Source organism: Gluconobacter oxydans (assembly GCF_006539685.1).
GTDB classification, from domain to species: domain Bacteria; phylum Pseudomonadota; class Alphaproteobacteria; order Acetobacterales; family Acetobacteraceae; genus Gluconobacter; species Gluconobacter oxydans.
In genome coordinates, this window is the sequence record NZ_BJNM01000036.1 from 1 (window position 1) to 15,225 (window position 15,225).

Annotated in this window: 13 protein-coding genes and 1 pseudogene; 11 read left to right on the top strand and 3 right to left on the bottom strand. The window is 60.7% G+C overall.

The window, feature by feature from the left end:
• Positions 1-70: 70 nt before the first annotated feature.
• On the bottom strand, positions 71-1,060 hold the full coding sequence (locus GOX01_RS11025; RefSeq protein WP_228119337.1) for a LysR family transcriptional regulator: 990 nt from the start codon (positions 1,058-1,060) through the stop codon (positions 71-73).
• A 200-nt stretch (positions 1,061-1,260) separates the two neighbouring features.
• Between GOX01_RS11025 and GOX01_RS11030 the strand changes: the two genes are divergently transcribed.
• From GOX01_RS11030 to GOX01_RS11065, 8 genes are read left to right on the top strand one after another with little or no spacing between them, the layout of a single operon-like run.
• On the top strand, positions 1,261-3,735 hold the full coding sequence (locus tag GOX01_RS11030; protein ID WP_371858543.1) for a TonB-dependent receptor plug domain-containing protein: 2,475 nt from the start codon (positions 1,261-1,263) through the stop codon (positions 3,733-3,735).
• Positions 3,736-3,762: 27 nt separating this feature from the next.
• Complete coding sequence (locus tag GOX01_RS11035; RefSeq protein ID WP_011251800.1) at positions 3,763-5,016, top strand: MFS transporter; 1,254 nt, start codon at positions 3,763-3,765, stop codon at positions 5,014-5,016.
• Positions 5,013-5,654 carry a 5-oxoprolinase subunit PxpB gene (gene pxpB / locus GOX01_RS11040; protein ID WP_011251801.1) on the top strand — a complete coding sequence of 214 codons (642 nt, stop codon included), beginning with the start codon at positions 5,013-5,015 and terminating at the stop codon, positions 5,652-5,654. Before GOX01_RS11035 ends, pxpB begins: the two co-directional genes overlap by 4 nt.
• Positions 5,651-6,622, top strand: a complete 972-nt coding sequence (locus GOX01_RS11045; RefSeq protein WP_011251802.1) for a 5-oxoprolinase subunit C family protein — start codon at positions 5,651-5,653, stop codon at positions 6,620-6,622. The genes pxpB and GOX01_RS11045 overlap by 4 nt, the downstream gene beginning before the upstream one ends.
• 39 nt (positions 6,623-6,661) lie before the next feature.
• A complete protein-coding gene (locus GOX01_RS11050) occupies positions 6,662-7,426 on the top strand; it encodes a LamB/YcsF family protein (RefSeq protein ID WP_062269038.1) in 765 nt (254 codons plus the stop codon).
• A 25-nt stretch (positions 7,427-7,451) separates the two neighbouring features.
• Positions 7,452-7,895, top strand: a complete 444-nt coding sequence (locus tag GOX01_RS11055; protein WP_011251804.1) for an acetyl-CoA carboxylase biotin carboxyl carrier protein — start codon at positions 7,452-7,454, stop codon at positions 7,893-7,895.
• On the top strand, positions 7,888-9,243 hold the full coding sequence (locus GOX01_RS11060) for an acetyl-CoA carboxylase biotin carboxylase subunit (RefSeq protein WP_062269040.1): 1,356 nt from the start codon (positions 7,888-7,890) through the stop codon (positions 9,241-9,243). Before GOX01_RS11055 ends, GOX01_RS11060 begins: the two co-directional genes overlap by 8 nt.
• Positions 9,240-9,629 carry a hypothetical protein gene (locus tag GOX01_RS11065; protein WP_011251806.1) on the top strand — a complete coding sequence of 130 codons (390 nt, stop codon included), beginning with the start codon at positions 9,240-9,242 and terminating at the stop codon, positions 9,627-9,629. Before GOX01_RS11060 ends, GOX01_RS11065 begins: the two co-directional genes overlap by 4 nt.
• Positions 9,630-9,639: 10 nt before the next feature.
• On the opposite strand, the gene GOX01_RS11070 is transcribed toward GOX01_RS11065, so the two are convergent.
• Positions 9,640-10,203, bottom strand: coding sequence for a winged helix DNA-binding protein (locus GOX01_RS11070; protein ID WP_011251807.1), 564 nt, complete (start codon positions 10,201-10,203; stop codon positions 9,640-9,642).
• Positions 10,204-10,281: 78 nt separating this feature from the next.
• Between GOX01_RS11070 and GOX01_RS11075 the strand changes: the two genes are divergently transcribed.
• Both GOX01_RS11075 and GOX01_RS11080 read left to right on the top strand, forming a co-directional pair.
• Entirely contained in the window at positions 10,282-12,372 is a 2,091-nt protein-coding gene (locus tag GOX01_RS11075; protein ID WP_011251808.1) for a hydantoinase/oxoprolinase family protein, read from the top strand.
• On the top strand, positions 12,372-13,940 hold the full coding sequence (locus GOX01_RS11080) for a hydantoinase B/oxoprolinase family protein (protein WP_024717186.1): 1,569 nt from the start codon (positions 12,372-12,374) through the stop codon (positions 13,938-13,940). The genes GOX01_RS11075 and GOX01_RS11080 overlap by 1 nt, the downstream gene beginning before the upstream one ends.
• A 48-nt stretch (positions 13,941-13,988) precedes the next feature.
• Here the strand turns inward: GOX01_RS11080 and GOX01_RS11085 are convergent, their stop codons facing one another.
• On the bottom strand, positions 13,989-14,933 hold the full coding sequence (locus tag GOX01_RS11085) for a hydroxyacid dehydrogenase (protein ID WP_011251810.1): 945 nt from the start codon (positions 14,931-14,933) through the stop codon (positions 13,989-13,991).
• Between the two features lie 86 nt (positions 14,934-15,019).
• On the opposite strand from GOX01_RS11085, the pseudogene GOX01_RS11090 reads away from it, so the two are divergent.
• Positions 15,020-15,225, top strand: a pseudogene (locus tag GOX01_RS11090) (recombinase family protein); the annotation flags it as partial.

The following is a 15,225-nucleotide window of genomic DNA, read 5'->3' on the forward strand; positions in this document are numbered from 1 at the left end:
AAACACCTAAAAGATGATGGTTCCAGCGACGCTGATGTTCTTCTGTGGCAGGTAGGCTCCTAAACGAAGCTCAGGAACTCCAAGGAGCAGGAGGGACATTATCCCGGGATGCCTCATCCAGATAGCGGACCAGCGCTTCTCGCCCCTCTGACATACGACCGCGCAGACTCATGACACCCACTTCGCGGGCTATCCTGTGTTCCCCTAAAGGCAGAACGCGGATGTTAGGGACGACGCTGACCGCGAAAATATAGGGAACAATTGAACACCCCATATTGTTGGCTACCATCTGCAGGATCGTGTGGAGTTCTTCCGTTTCAACGACCTGATGCGGAGCAAGTCCCTGTGCTTTCAGGAACCGGTCCAGAGTGCGCCCCCCGAAAGAACGACTGTCATACCGGATGAAAGGCTGTGTCTGCAGGATCTGACGCCAGTTCTCATGCTCCGTATGAGCAGGCACCACCATGACATAGTCCTGTTTGACGAGGGGATGCCACTGCATGTCTGCCATCAGGCCAAAGGGCGGCCGCACGATCAATGCAGCATCCAGTTCCCCTGCATCCAGACGATCCAGAAGTACCATTGAAAGGCCGGGAACGATTCGTACTTTCAGATCCGGAAGTTCCAGATGCAGCCTTGCAATGGCCGGAGCAAGTAAGCTGGTCTGAACCGTGGAAATCGCTCCGATACGCAAAGGTGCACTGTCTGTCGGCGGGCGTCTCACACCCCGGAGCGCCTCATAGGAAGAGAGAATATCCTCAACCTGGCTCAAAATCGTGTTTCCCGCACGCGTCAGCGTCACGGACCTGCCCGTACGCTCAAAGAGATCATAGCCAAATTCTTCTTCCAGACGACGAATTTGGGCACTGATTGCCGACTGGGTCAGACCAATGGCCTTGGCGGCTGCAGCAAAACTTTCCATTTGTGCCGCAATGACGAATGTTTTGAGTTCAGAAATCATGATCCGACAGACATAAAATTTTTCTCTCGAACCAAGAGTGAGGCATTTTTTTTTGCCATTCAAGCCAACTTCACCCGCATGACCGGCAAGACCACTCATTTCCTGGCACCAGAAAAATTATTTTCTCCTCGGAAAAATTGAAAATACGCTTAATCCATTTCTAAAAAGGAACATTTTAGTTGCTGATCCGTTATATGTGTGATTTGCTCATGAAAAGCATATATTTCTGATTGTCCCGCCGTTCCCGGCCGGAAAAGGGGATGCCCATGAGCAAGCGTTTCGGACCCAAGGCCTTCTTGATGGGCGGTGCTGCCCTGAGCACGCTCGTATCACTTTGTCCGCCCGTTTCGGGTTCATCCGCACTGGCAAAAACACCGACGCACTCCACCACGAAGCCTCACAGACATCCCACAGGACCCACGTCGACAGTCACACCGGGGCACACGATTTCCCCCGCCCGCCGGACATCAATCATTTCTCGATCCGGGCCGGAAGAAATGCGCGTTACGGGCACGACGCCTACCGGGCAGTCCGTGATGAATCCCTCGACGCCGGTTCACAGCACCACCCAGGTGACGGTCGTGTCCGGCAGCCAGCTTCTAGCCACAGGCCAGACAAACGTTATGCAGGCGCTTGCCCAAGCCTCCGCGTCCATTACCTCTCCGCCCCAGTCCGGCGTCGGCAACAGCGGCTTCATCCAGACCATGCAGCTCCGCGGGCAGTCGGCCGATGACACGCTAATCCTCGTCAACGGACATCGCCGCCATATCGGCGCAAACTTCAATGCCAATGCGGGTCCCAACTGGGGCACCGAGCCGACGGATATTTCGCTGATCCCGATTTCGGCTATCGATCATATCGAAGTCATTACAGAAGGAGCATCGGCCCTTTATGGGCAGGACGCTCTGGCGGGTGCGGTCAATATCGTCCTCAAACAGAGAACGCATGGCGGTTCCATCAACTTCCAGAACAGCGGCTTCTACGCCGGCGACGGACAGGCACTGAACGGTTATGCAGATTGGGCCACAGCACTTGGCAAAAACGGTGGCTATCTCGATCTCGCGGCGCAGGTCACCCACCAGCTTCCCACCAACCGCAGCGGCCTCTTCGTCGGACAGCTTTATCCAGTGGGCGATTCCCGAAACGAAACGGCCAGCCGTGACGTGCAGCGTGGTCTGGGTATTCCGAAATCGACACTCGAGACGCTCAGCGAGAACATGTCGGTTCCGCTGGGAGAAAATCTCAACCTCTACAGCACGTCGACTTTCAGCCATCGTAAGGCGCATGTGGCCGAGACCTATCGCAGCGCCGGAAACAGCCTGACCGATATCAATCTCTGGCCTAACGGTGCCCAGCCTTATATCGGCATGGACCAGTACGATTTCGAAACCGATAATGGCATCAAAGCCCACAAATTCGGTTTCGCCTGGGACGCCTATGTCAATTATGGTCGTGACGATCAGGCCTATTCGACCCTCGACAGCAACAACATCTCGCTCGGCGATGCCAGTCCGCGTGATTTCTATGATGGCAAGACCATAACCTCCGAGCTTTCGACCGGTTTGCGCGGTTCGCGCTTCTTCCACACGTCATGGCTACCCAAGCCGATCGCCTTGCGTTTCGGTGGGGAATACCGGCGCGATACCTTCCAGATGACGGGGGGCGAAGAAGCCTCCTGGATCGGCCTCGGTGCCACGGACCATGCGGGCAACGTTCCACTGGCAGTCACCAATCGCGGCCGCGACATCTATGACGGCAACGTCAACCTGGATTTCTACGTCACGAAAAAATGGGAATGGTCCCTCGGCGGCCGTGCCACGAGCTACAGCCATCTTGCTTCCGTCACCACGGGATCAATCGGAACGCGTTACAACTTCAACAAGCACTGGGCAATCCGCGCCAGCATCAATACCGGCTATCGTCCGCCAACGCTGGGCCAGACCTATTATTTCTATAACGCGCCTTTCGCCAACTATGCCGTGGATCAGCTTCCCAATAGCAGTAACGCTGCAAAGGCGCTCGGTGCGGGGCATATTAAAGGTGAGTATTCCCGCAATTACAGCATTGGTATCGATGCTACGCCGCTCAAAGACTGGAACGTCACGGCCAATCTGTATTACATCGCGATCAATGACCGTCTGGCTAGCACCACGACCCTTGGCGGCACGGGCGTGGCAGACATTCTCGCTGCCTCGGGCCTGAACAACGTCACCTACGCCTCGTATTACACCAACCCCGTCAACACCCAGACCTATGGCGGCGACGTCGATACCAACTACACGCTGCATACCAAACGCGCCGGCACGTTCCGCTTCGACTTCACGTTCAACTACTCCGACAACGAAATCCGCAGCCGCAACAAGACTCCTTCCGTGCTGGCGAACATGGGCCTGTCCACGTTCAACACCTATGCCGAAGAGATGCTCCTGCATTCTGCACCCAAGAACCGCGAGAACCTCACGGTCAACTGGAACTACGGCAAGTGGAACGTCATGGTGCAGGAGCAGCGTTACGGTTCCATCATTTTCCTCGCAAGCCCCACGGCGGCTCCGATGGAACAGCGCCCGGCGTTCCTGACCAACATGTCCGTCAGCTACAAGATCCTGCCGAAATGGAGCGTCACGGTAGGCGCAAACAACCTGGGCAACAAATATCCAACGCGCGTTCCCAAGGCGACGGCAGCACCGCTCTTCAATGAATACAAATATGCCTACTACTCACCTTACGGCTTCAACGGCGGCATGTATTATATCCAGACCGGACTGACCTTCTAAGACTTAACGGAAAAAAGGCGCAGTTTCTTGCAGACAGTTTCCCAGACAGTTCCAGAAGATCGCCGGCCTTTCCGGTTCGTCATATACGCCCTGACCATCGCCATGTGCGTGATCTGTTACGGAGACCGGGCGGCCCTGTCCGTGGGCATGCCCCAGATCGCGCACGAATTTGCTCTTACCCCCGGGGAAACGGGCTGGGTTCTGTCCAGCTTCCTTTGGTCCTATTTCATTCTCAACCTTCCCGGAGCGATCCTTCTGGACCGCTTCGGGGTCCGCATTATCGGTGCGGCAGCGGTTGCGCTGTGGTCGATTGCCATGATCCTTGGCAGTCTGACGGCTACCGTGCCAGCCTTCATCGCCACCCGTATCCTTTTGGGTGTCGGAGAAGCCCCGACTTTCGCTCTTGGAAACAAAGTCGTCCGGGCCTGGGCGCCCCTACATGAACGGGGCCTCATGATGACGGCGTTCATCTGCGGTATCCCCATCGGACTGGCCTGCGGTGCCGCATCTTCCGGCTGGCTTATTGCTAACTATGGATGGCGCCCGGCTTTCTCGTTCCTTGGCGTCCTCGGGCTGGTCTGGTCCGTGATCTGGCTCCTGACCCATCCCCGTCCCTCACGTAATACGGGTACCACACCGTTCGCCCTGATTTCGGTGCCGACCCTGTTCCGTTCCTCGGCGTTCTGGGGGATCGTGATTGCCCAGTGCTGCGCAAATTACGCCAACTTCCTGCTGATGTCCTGGCTGCCGATCATCATGCGCCAGACCTTGCATCTCGGTACCGCACAGTCCGGGGCCTACACGGCCTACTGCTATGTCGGTGCGGCCATCCTGTCGATCACGGCAGGAAAGATTGGCGAAACACTCGTGCGACGGTCTGACCTGTCTCAGGGAGGACGCCGCAAGGTCGTGTGCCTGTATCTCGTTCTGGCCTCTTCCATGGGATTCCTGCCGCTCTGTGCCACTGCCGGGACTATTATTCCCCTCCTCGCCGTCTCAATGGCGTTCATGGCAGGTGGAACCGGCGCAAACATGGCCCTTCTGGCAGACCTGCTGGTGGAAGATGAAATTCTCGGTTCCGTAACTGGCCTGACGCTGACATTTTCGAACGGGCTCGGCATTCTGGCGCCGGTCATGACAGGATATCTGCTCCAGGCAACCGGCAATTTTCATGGTGTCTTCTACATCACGGGCATCATCATCCTGTGCGGTGCCCTCGCCGCTGCTTTTCTTCCCCGGCGTCCGTTTCATGGCCGCCCTCAGCCGGATCACACTCAATGACCCGCATTCACATGGCAGGCGCGAGCGGCCTTCTCCTTGATGCTGCCGACGGCGCTTTCAACGACATGACACAACGCCGCATCTGGGCCACCAGCCGCGAGCTGAACGCGCGAGCGGATATTGTTCAGACCATCCCCGGTGTGAACAATCTTCTCGTCATGTTCGACGCCGTCAAAACCGATCCTGCCGCCATGGAAACCTTGCTGCGGGACATGTGGACGCAGGCTTCTGCCGATGAGATCCCCACCCGCGAGATCGTTGTACCCGTTGCTTATGGCGGCATATTTGGCGAGGATCTGGCCCTCGTGGCCCGCTTCGCCAACCTGACGGAAGAAGAAACCATCGAAGCCCACATGGCCGGGCGCTACAGCGTGGCCGCCATCGGCGCCATGGCCGGCTTCGTCTACCTGACCGGTCTTGATCCTCGGCTAGCCATCCCCCGCCGGGATTCCCCCCGGCTGCGCGTCGAGGAAGGGGCTGTGGTCATCGGCGGCGGCCATGCCGGGATGATGCCCTGCACCTCGCCGTCGGGCTGGCATATCCTCGGCCGGACGAATCTCTGCCTTTTTGACGCCTTCCGCCCGGAACCCGGCCTTCTGCGGCTAGGCGACACCGTCCGTTTCGTGAGGGCCTCATGATCGAAATCCTGACAGGCTCCTCCCTCAACACGATCCAGGACTTCGGCCGTCGCCATGCGATGGCCATGGGCGTGGCCCAGGGGGGCGCCATGGACCGTCTGGCACTGGGATACGGCAATCTGCTGCTCGACAATCCGCTGGATACCGCCGGGATCGAAATTGTGTTCTTTCCCTTCCGTGTGCGTTTTCACGCCGAAACATCCTTCGCCGTCACCGGAGCCGATTGCCCCGTTACGCTCGATGATCTCACGCTGCCCCGCGACTGGGCCATCACCGGCCGTCCCGGACAGACACTGAGCATCCGTGCCCCGCGGCAGGGTGCCAGAGCCTATCTGACCGTCCGGGGTGGTCTTGACGTTCCCGCAGTTCTGGGCGCGCGTTCGACGGACCTGAAAGGCGGCTTTGGCGGCCTTGAAGGCCGCGCACTCCAGAAAGGCGACCGTCTGACCTGCGCACCCGCCGCCAGTATTCGCCTGCCCGCCGCAGGATACGGCCTCTCCCGTCCCTGCCCGCTTCCTTCCGCCGAAGGCACACAGGTCCGCGTTCTGCCTGCCGCAGAACATGACATTTTCACGCCGGAAAGCCTGAAGACCTTTCAGACGGCAGCCTGGACCCTAACGCCCAGCGCTAACCGGATGGGATACCGTCTGGAAGGGCAGGAAACACTGATGCTGACACGCAAGCTCAACCTGTTTTCCCACGGTATCCTACCCGGGACGGTACAGGTTCCGCCCGCCGGGCAGCCTATCATCCAGATGATGGATGCCAATACCTGCGGCGGTTACCCCAAGATCGCCACCGTCATTGAGCCGGACCTGCGCCTGCTATCCCAGACCGGCGTCGGAGCCCCGGTCCATTTCCGGGAAATCACGCGCGATGACGCAGTTCAGGCCATCCGTCAGGACGCCTCGGACCTGCGGACACTGGCGGCGGAGATTTCGAAGCTCCGCACACAACTCGTTTTCTGATGCCCCATCCTGTTTTTCATGTCCGGGAGTTCTGACACCATGACCGCCAAAACAATCGATCTGAACGCCGATCTGGGCGAGAGCTTCGGCCATTACACGATGGGCGATGACAGCGCGATGCTGGACATCGTGACCTCCGCCAACGTCGCCTGCGGCTTTCATGGCGGCGACCCGGAAGTCATGGCCGAGACCTTCCGGATCGCTCGCGAAAAGGGTGTGTCCGTCGGTTCCCACCCGGGCTTTCCGGACCTGTGGGGCTTCGGCCGCCGTGTCATGCCTTTCACGCCCGCGCAGATCGAACGGATCGTGGCCTACCAGATAGGCGCCGCACAGGCTCTCGCCACCTATTCGGGTCATCGCATGACCTACATGAAAACCCACGGCGCGCTGGGTAATCTGACGGAACGCGATCCCGCCGTTGCCGAAGCCATCGTGAATGCGGTCAAAGCCGTGGACGCGAACCTCCCCATCATGGCCATCGCCCTGAGCCATCTCGAGCGCATTGGCCGCGAGCGGGGCCTGACCGTGTTCTCGGAAATTTTCGCGGACCGTGCCTATACGGAAGACGGGCATCTCGTATCGCGCAAGGAACCGGGTGCTGTCCTGCATGACGCAGATTTCGCAGCCGCCCGCGCGGTCCGAATGGTTCAGAACGGCGCCATCGAGACCATCTCCGGAAAAATGCTGCCCACACGCATCGATACGATCTGCGTCCATGGCGACAACGCGGAATCGGTCGAGGTTGCCCGCAAGGTGCGCGCGGGCTTCGAAGCTGCCGGCATTGCCGTGCGCGCCCTGACCTGAAGCAGACCGGAAGACGGACCGCCCGATGATCCCCGATCTCAAGACCCTCGATGCCCTGATGGCCCGGATGCAGGCCTTGGGCATTACCGAACTCGACTATTCCCGCGACGGCGAACATATCCGCCTGGTCCGCGGGGAACAGGGAAACAGCCCGCAGGCCCCGGCTACGAACGGCACGGCCGCACCGGCCCTTCCGGTAACCGCCTCTGCCCCTGCCACGGCCGAGATGACGATCGAGGCGCCGATGCATGGCCAGTTCTATACCTCTCCCGCTCCCGATGCGCCGCCTTTCGTCAAACCCGGCGACATCGTGGCGGAAGGACAGCCGCTCTATATCCTCGAAGTCATGAAGACGCTCTCGCGTATCGAGGCCGAGTTCCCCTGCCGCATCGTCGCCGTGCTAGCCGCAAATGCCGAAGCGGTCTCTCCCGGAACGCCGCTGTTCACCGTGGAGCCACTCGATGCATGAGCCCCACCGCGTCCTGATCGCCAATCGTGGTGAAATCGCCCTGCGGATCACGCGGGCCTGCCGCCTGCTCGGGCTGCACAGCATCGGCATCCATTCCGAAGCCGATGCCCGCCTCGCACATCTGCGCCTCGTGGACGAAACGATCTGCATCGGCCCGGCTGCCGCCTCGCACAGCTATCTGGACGCCGCCCGTGTCCTGCGCGCCGCCGAACTCACGAATGCCGACATCATCCATCCCGGCTACGGCTTTCTGTCGGAAAATGCCGATTTCGCCGCAGCCGTGGAACAGTCCGGTCGCATCCTCGCAGGCCCGACCGCCGCGATCATGCGCCTGATGGGCGACAAGATCAGTGCCAAGCAGCAGATGCGCCGCTCAGGCGTCCCGTGCCTTCCCGGCACGGAAGACGCCTTGCCCACAGACCTGTCCGAAGCACAGGCCATCTGTGACGCCATCGACTACCCGCTGATCGTCAAGGCGGCGGGCGGCGGCGGCGGACGCGGGATGCGCGTGGTGATGGCCGCGGCCGATCTGCGCGACGCCATTGAAACCGCCCGGGAAGAAGCCGGACGCGCCTTTGGCAACCCGTCCGTCTATGCCGAACGCTTCCTCCAACATCCCCGCCATATCGAGATCCAGGTTCTGGCCGACCGGCAGGGCAATGCAGTCTGGCTCGGCGCAAGGGACTGCTCCATCCAGCGCCGCCACCAAAAGCTGATCGAGGAAGCCCCAGCCATCGGCATCGACCCGCAGGCCATAGCCGAACTGGGCGAGCGCTGTGCGAAAGCCTGCACCCTGATGGGCTACACCGGCGCCGGCACCTTCGAGTTCCTGTACGAAGATGGTGCATTTTCTTTCATCGAGATGAACACCCGCCTGCAGGTCGAACACCCCGTCACGGAAATGACGACCGGCATCGACATCGTCCGCGAACAGCTCCTCATCGCGATGGGACAGCCGCTTTCCTTCACACAGGCCGATGTCCGCACCGAAGGCCACGCCATCGAGTGCCGCATCAATGCCGAAGACCCCGTGAGCTTCCGCCCTGCCCCCGGAAAAGTCCTGAACTGGCGCGCCCCTGGCGGCCCCGGCGTACGCGTCGATACCCATCTGTATGACGGCTACGTCGTGCCCCCAAACTATGATTCCCTGATCGCCAAGCTGATCGTCCACGGGACGGACCGCACGGATGCCCTCAACCGCATGCATGCCGCCCTCTCCGAAATGCAGATCACCGGCATCGCCACGACCACGCCCCTGCATCTGCGCCTGATGAACGAGCCCGGCGTCCGCGAAGGCAGCGTCAGCGTGCACTATCTCGAAGCCCTCATGCGAAAGTCCGCCCCATGACTTTTCTTGAAGACCTTCTGAACGACCTTCCGACACTGGTTGAGAGGATGCGGCATCACGATGTCCGTCATGTCTCCCTGAAAAACGAGACGGGCGCGATTGCCCTGACCGTGACGGCGACCCCGTGCCAGACGGCTCATGGTGCTCCGGCCGTAACGGTGGAAGACATTCCCGTTCTCAGCCCTGAGATGGGCCGGTTCCGTCAGAATGGCCTGAGCATAGGTCAGACCGTCCGGACCGGGGACATCATCGGCTTTATAGAGACAGGCGCCCTTCGCCTGCCTGTTACGGCTACGACGAACGGCACACTTGGTCCGGCCGAGATCGGCGATAACAGCCCCGTCGGCTATCATGACGTCCTCTTCAGGATCCATCAGGATGCCTGAAGCGGTACGTTCAGAGGGATGCGGCGGACCGCGACGCCTGTTCGTAAAATCCCGTCAGGACACGGAGCGCCTTGGCGACCTCGGCAATCGTGACGTCACCGACCTCCCGGTTCTGCGGAATATGCTCCAGCAGGCAGATACGGCGCAGACGGGCATATTCCATACAGGCTTCCCGGCCTTTCTGCGTGGTGCTGACGAAGACTTCCTTGCCCTGACGCCGCCGCTGGATCAGCCCGTGCTCGTCCAGCTTCTTCAGCGCGTAGTTCAGGTAATGCCGTTCGGACAGGTTGAGGGTGAACATCAGGTCCGAGATGCTTTTTTCCCGGTTCCGATGTGTGACGCTGTGAAGAATGAGCGTGTCGAGCGCCGAAAGATCCGGCAGTCCCGCCGCCGCCATGCCACGCGACATCCAGCGATGAAACGCATGGTTCACGACCGTCAGGGCAAACTCGAATTCACTCAGGTCCTCGTTCCCTGGCAATGCCAGATGCGACGAAGACACGATGAAGGCCCGTTCCATATCCGCAACATCCGGCATGACCGGCGTGCGGCTCCCGCCTTTCGCGTCCTTCATGGCCCTTTTCACTCTCCTTCAGTCCGCGCCCTCTCAGGGTGCTCCACGATACTCTAACCCGATACGGAAAACATAGGCATGGTCGATAGTACACAAATCCGTCTCGCCGCTGATATCGGTGGCACATTCACGGATGTGGTTCTACAGACACCGCAGGGACGTCTGACACGCAAGGTCCTTACGACGCCCAGCGCACCCGAACAGGGCGTCATGGATGGCATCGGGCTTGTGATCCAGGACGCGGGCCTGCAGTTCCCCGACGTAACAGTCTTCGTGCACGGCACGACGCTGGCGACCAACGCGATCATCGAACGCCGGGGCGCCCGCACGGCCCTCATCGGAACACAGGGTTTTCGGGACATTCTGGAAATCGGTACTGAAAGCCGGTTCAACCAGTATGACCTGATGCTGCAAAAGCCCAGCCCGCTTGTCCCCCGGGACCTGCGCTTTACCGTTCCCGAACGCATGGATGCCCGAGGTACCGTTCAGCTTCCGCTGGATGAACAGGCAGTTCTGGCGCTTGTGCCCCAATTACGGGACGCACGCGTCGAGAGCATCGCCATTGCGTTCCTCCATGCCTATGCCAATCCGGCGCATGAACAGCGGGTTCGGGCACTTCTTCAGGAAGCCCTGCCAGACGTCACAATCTCCATTTCAAGTGAGGTTTGTCCCGAAATCCGGGAATATGAACGTACCTCGACTACGGTTGCCAATGCCTATGTCCAGCCCCTGATGGCGGGCTATCTGGGGCGCCTGCGCGAGGCCCTCAATGCAAAGGGCTTTCAGGGCGCGCTGTATCTCGTCACGTCAGGCGGCGGCCTCACCGCGCTGGAAACAGCCCGGCAGTTTCCCGTCCGCCTGGTGGAATCCGGCCCGGCCGGTGGTGCGATCTTTGCCGCACAATGCGCCGAGCGTCTGGGCGAGAACCGCGTCCTGTCCTTCGACATGGGCGGCACGACCGCCAAAGTCTGCCTGATCGAAGACGGAGAACCCGCCTCCTCCCGCGTCTTCGAAGTGGACCGCACGGCCCGCTTCATGAAAGGGTCCGGCCTGCCTCTGCGGATCCCCGTAATCGAAATGGTCGAGATCGGCGCCGGCGGCGGCTCCATCGCCCATCTGGACGCCATGAAACGCGTCGTCGTCGGCCCGGAAAGCGCCTCCTCCGTCCCCGGACCAGCCTGTTACGGGCTCGGTGGCAAACGCCCCGCCGTCACGGACGCGGACGTGATGCTCGGCCTGATCCGTCCGGAAAACTTCGCGGGCGGCAGCATCCAGCTCCAGCCGGACCGTTCAGCCGAAGCGCTGCTGACGGATATCGGCACCCCGCTGGGCCTGTCGGCGGAAATGTCCGCCCATGCGGTCTATGAAATCGTCTGTGAAAACATGGCCAGCGCCGCCCGCGTGCATGCCGCCGAACGCGGCGCCGTCATCGGTGAGCATACCATGATCGCTTTCGGTGGCGCGGCCCCGCTCCATGCCGCGCGCGTTGCAGAAAAACTCGGCATCCAGCGCCTGGTCATCCCGTCAAACGCCGGTGTCGGCTCGGCCGTGGGCTTTCTCGCAGCCCCGGTCTCGTTCGAACTGGTCCGCTCCTTCCCGATGCGCCTGGACGACAGCTTCAATTCAGAAGAAGTTTCGGCCCTGCTGGACGATATGACGCAGGCCGCACACGGCCTGGTCCAGGACGATGCGCGGACCGAGACGCTTCACATCCGGCGCAGCGCCTTCATGCGCTATGTCGGCCAGGGTCACGAAATCATCGTCACCCTTCCCGAAGGCGCCATCAGCACCAACCATCTCTCCGCGCTCAGAACCGCTTTCGAAACAGAATATGCCCGGCAGTTCTCCCGCGTCATCCCGCACGCCGCGGTCGAGATCCTCAACTGGTCTGTCAGCGTGTCCACCACGCCGCAGAAATATCCGCCCTTCAAGGCCGCCCCGGCCCTGCATGACGCAAAATCCGGCGATATCCGGAAGCTGTTCGACGGCGCAACCGGCACTCATGTCGATCTGCCGGTTTATGAACGCACGGATATGGAACCGGGCAGCCGCATTTCCGGCCCCGCCCTGATCGCCGAAAAAGAAACCACAACCTACGTCTCCTCCCGCTACAACGCCCATCTGGACGGTAGCGGCAACATCATTCTGGACATGAAGGACGCCGTCTGATGAGCGCACACTCCCATAAGGAAATCGATTTCCAGATCATGTGGAACCGCCTGATCGCCGTCGTCGGCGAACAGGCCCAGGTGCTGATCCGCACGGCGTTCAGCCCCATCGTCCGCGAATGCGAGGACATTTCGGCCGGCATCTTCGACCTGAAGGGCCGGATGATCGCACAGGCCGTGACCGGCACGCCGGGCCACGTCAATTCCATGGCGGAATCCGTCGGCCATTTCCTGCGTCACTTCCCGATCTCGACCATGAAGGAAGGCGACGCCTACATCACGAATGATCCGTGGATGGGAACAGGGCATCTCAACGATTTCGTCATCACCACCCCGGCGTTCCACAAGGGCCGTCTGGTCGGACTGTTTTCTTGCACCAGCCACCTGATGGATATCGGCGGACTGGGCAACGGGCCGGAAGCGACGGACGTCTTCATGGAAGGCCTGTCGATCCCCATGCTGAAACTGATCGATCAGGGCCAGGTCAACGAAACGCTGATGGCCATGATCCGCGCCAACACCCGCCTGCCGGTGGACACGGAAGGCGATACCTATTCGCTGGCGGCCTGCAACGATGTCGGTGTGCGCGCCCTGTGCGACATGATGGACGAGTTCCGGCTCGACACCCTCGACCCGCTGGCCGATTTCATCATCGAGCGCTCCCGACAGGCCGTACTGGACAAGATCGCGGCCCTCCCACAGGGCAGCTGGTCCCATGAGATGACGATCGACGGCTACAATACCCCGCTGACGCTCAAGGCAAAGCTCACCGTCAGCGAAGGCCGTGTCAGCGTCAGCTATGACGGCTCCCCGCCGACGGTCGGTCGCGGGATCAACGTCCCGATGGCCTATACACGGGCCTACACCGTCTTCGGACTGGCCTGCGCGATCTCGCCAGACGTCCCCAACAACGCAGGCTCGCTTGCGCCCTATCATGTCGAGGCGCCGGAAGGTTCCGTCCTGAACGCCCCCCGTCCCGCCCCCGTCTCGTCCCGCCATGTCATCGGACAGATGCTGCCCGACATGGTGTTCGGATGCCTGCGCACGCCCCTGCCTGCCCGGGTCCCGGCGGAAGGGACGTCCTGCCTGTGGAACATTGCCGTCCGTGGCCAGTGGTTCCCCAAAGGATCGGAGACCTCCCAGACCTACGCCCTGGCCATCACGACCAATGGCGGCACCGGCGCACGTCCCGGCCTGAACGGCCTCTCCGCAACGGCCTTTCCGTCCGGCGTGCACGGCACCCCGATCGAAATCGCGGAAATCCAGTGCCCGCTCATTTTCTGGGAAAAGGAACTGCGTGAAAACAGCGGTGGTCTGGGCCAGACCAAAGGCGGCGACGGGCAGATCATGCGGATCGGCACAACCCAGAAGCAGCCGTTCGAACTGTTGGCAGCGTTCGACCGCGTCGATCACCCGGCCCGTGGCGCCCTTGGCGGACAGGACGGCGCGGCAGGTCGTGTCGAGACCGCATCAGGCCGGAAGCTCGCCGGCAAGGGCCTTCAGGTCCTCAAGCCGGACGAGGTTCTCGTCCTCATGACGCCGGGCGGCGGCGGACTGGGCGCCGTCTGAAAACGCCCCGCGCCCTTCCCGAAACGGAAGGGCGCGGCACTTCATCGTTCAGAGACAGTGCGGCGGAACACGCCCCGCAAGTGCGTCCTGAACCTGTGATGCGCACATCATCGCCATGCGGCGCAGAGCCTGTTCCGTTGTCGCACCGATATGCGGCGTCAGAACCACGTTCGGAGCGCGGAGCAGAGGATCATCCGGCAGCGGAGGTTCTGGCGACATTACATCCAACCCCGCCCCGCCCAGATGCCCCGCCTCCAGAGCTTCCGCCAGCGCAGGACCGTCCACTTCCCCGCCACGGCTGGTATTGATCAGGATCGCCCCCTGTTTCAGGCGGAACAGGGCCGAAGCGTCAATCGTGGGACGACCGCTCCCCTGCGCCGGGCGATGCAGGGACAGGACATCGGACGCCACGAGAAGATCATCCAGACTGTTCGCCCGCATCACACCCGCACCCTCAAAAACATCCGCCGGAACACTCGGGGACCAGGCCATGACCCTCATGCCCAGGCCCTGCCCCGCAATCTGCGCAACGTGCCGTGCAATGGCGCCGAAACCGACCAGCCCGAGCGTCCGCGTATGCAGTTCCATACCCTTACCCGTATAACGGAATTCCCAGTTCCCTTCCCGCACGGCAAGATCCGCCTCACAGAGGCGACGCACAACCGCCAGCAAAAGCCCAATGGTCATTTCCGCAACGGATCGGCTGTTGGTGTTGGGCGCGTTCGTGACCAGAACCCCACGCGCTGCCGCCGCAGCCTTGGCAATCCGGTTTGTTCCCGAACCATGGCATGAAATGATTTTCAGGTTCGGTGCGGCATCCAGCGCTTCTGCACTGAAACCCAGATCCCGCGTAATGACCGCATCGGCATCCCCGACTTCACGAATAACGGCCTCCATCGTAGGGGCAGTAGCATAACGGGTTCTGATCCCGGCATTATTCAGATATGTTTCAGCATCAGGATGGATCTGTTGAGTAATGAAACACAGGCTCATGCGGAGTAATTTTCCAAAGTTGGCAACAGAACGACCCGAATGATGGCACAAAGCCCTTTATTGTCCATGAGAAGATCACCATTTTTATGACAACCTTCAACGCGATCATGCAGACGGTAGAAGCGATCCGGTCCCTGATCACGCGGATCAAACTCATTCCACAGAATGGGGAGCTCGGGATTTTTCTTGAGGGTGATCTGGCTGCAATGCTGGGATTTGCATCAAACAGGAAGAGCGCCATGCATCATCCGGACGCTGGCGTTCTTAGTAAGTTCTTGGTGCAGGATTCATT

Excerpts from the sequence above, each read along its gene's own strand:
- GOX01_RS11070 (WP_011251807.1), bottom strand. The coding sequence starts at position 10,203 with ATGAAGGACGCGAAAGGCGGGAGCCGCACGCCGGTCATGCCGGATGTT.
- GOX01_RS11075 (WP_011251808.1), top strand. The coding sequence starts at position 10,282 with ATGGTCGATAGTACACAAATCCGTCTCGCCGCTGATATCGGTGGCACA.
- GOX01_RS11055 (WP_011251804.1), top strand. The coding sequence starts at position 7,452 with ATGATCCCCGATCTCAAGACCCTCGATGCCCTGATGGCCCGGATGCAG.
- GOX01_RS11080 (WP_024717186.1), top strand. The coding sequence starts at position 12,372 with ATGAGCGCACACTCCCATAAGGAAATCGATTTCCAGATCATGTGGAAC.
- pxpB (WP_011251801.1), top strand. The coding sequence starts at position 5,013 with ATGACCCGCATTCACATGGCAGGCGCGAGCGGCCTTCTCCTTGATGCT.
- GOX01_RS11025 (WP_228119337.1), bottom strand. The coding sequence starts at position 1,060 with ATGAGTGGTCTTGCCGGTCATGCGGGTGAAGTTGGCTTGAATGGCAAA.
- GOX01_RS11065 (WP_011251806.1), top strand. The coding sequence starts at position 9,240 with ATGACTTTTCTTGAAGACCTTCTGAACGACCTTCCGACACTGGTTGAG.
- GOX01_RS11045 (WP_011251802.1), top strand. The coding sequence starts at position 5,651 with ATGATCGAAATCCTGACAGGCTCCTCCCTCAACACGATCCAGGACTTC.
- GOX01_RS11060 (WP_062269040.1), top strand. The coding sequence starts at position 7,888 with ATGCATGAGCCCCACCGCGTCCTGATCGCCAATCGTGGTGAAATCGCC.
- GOX01_RS11030 (WP_371858543.1), top strand. The coding sequence starts at position 1,261 with ATGGGCGGTGCTGCCCTGAGCACGCTCGTATCACTTTGTCCGCCCGTT.
- GOX01_RS11050 (WP_062269038.1), top strand. The coding sequence starts at position 6,662 with ATGACCGCCAAAACAATCGATCTGAACGCCGATCTGGGCGAGAGCTTC.
- GOX01_RS11085 (WP_011251810.1), bottom strand. The coding sequence starts at position 14,933 with ATGAGCCTGTGTTTCATTACTCAACAGATCCATCCTGATGCTGAAACA.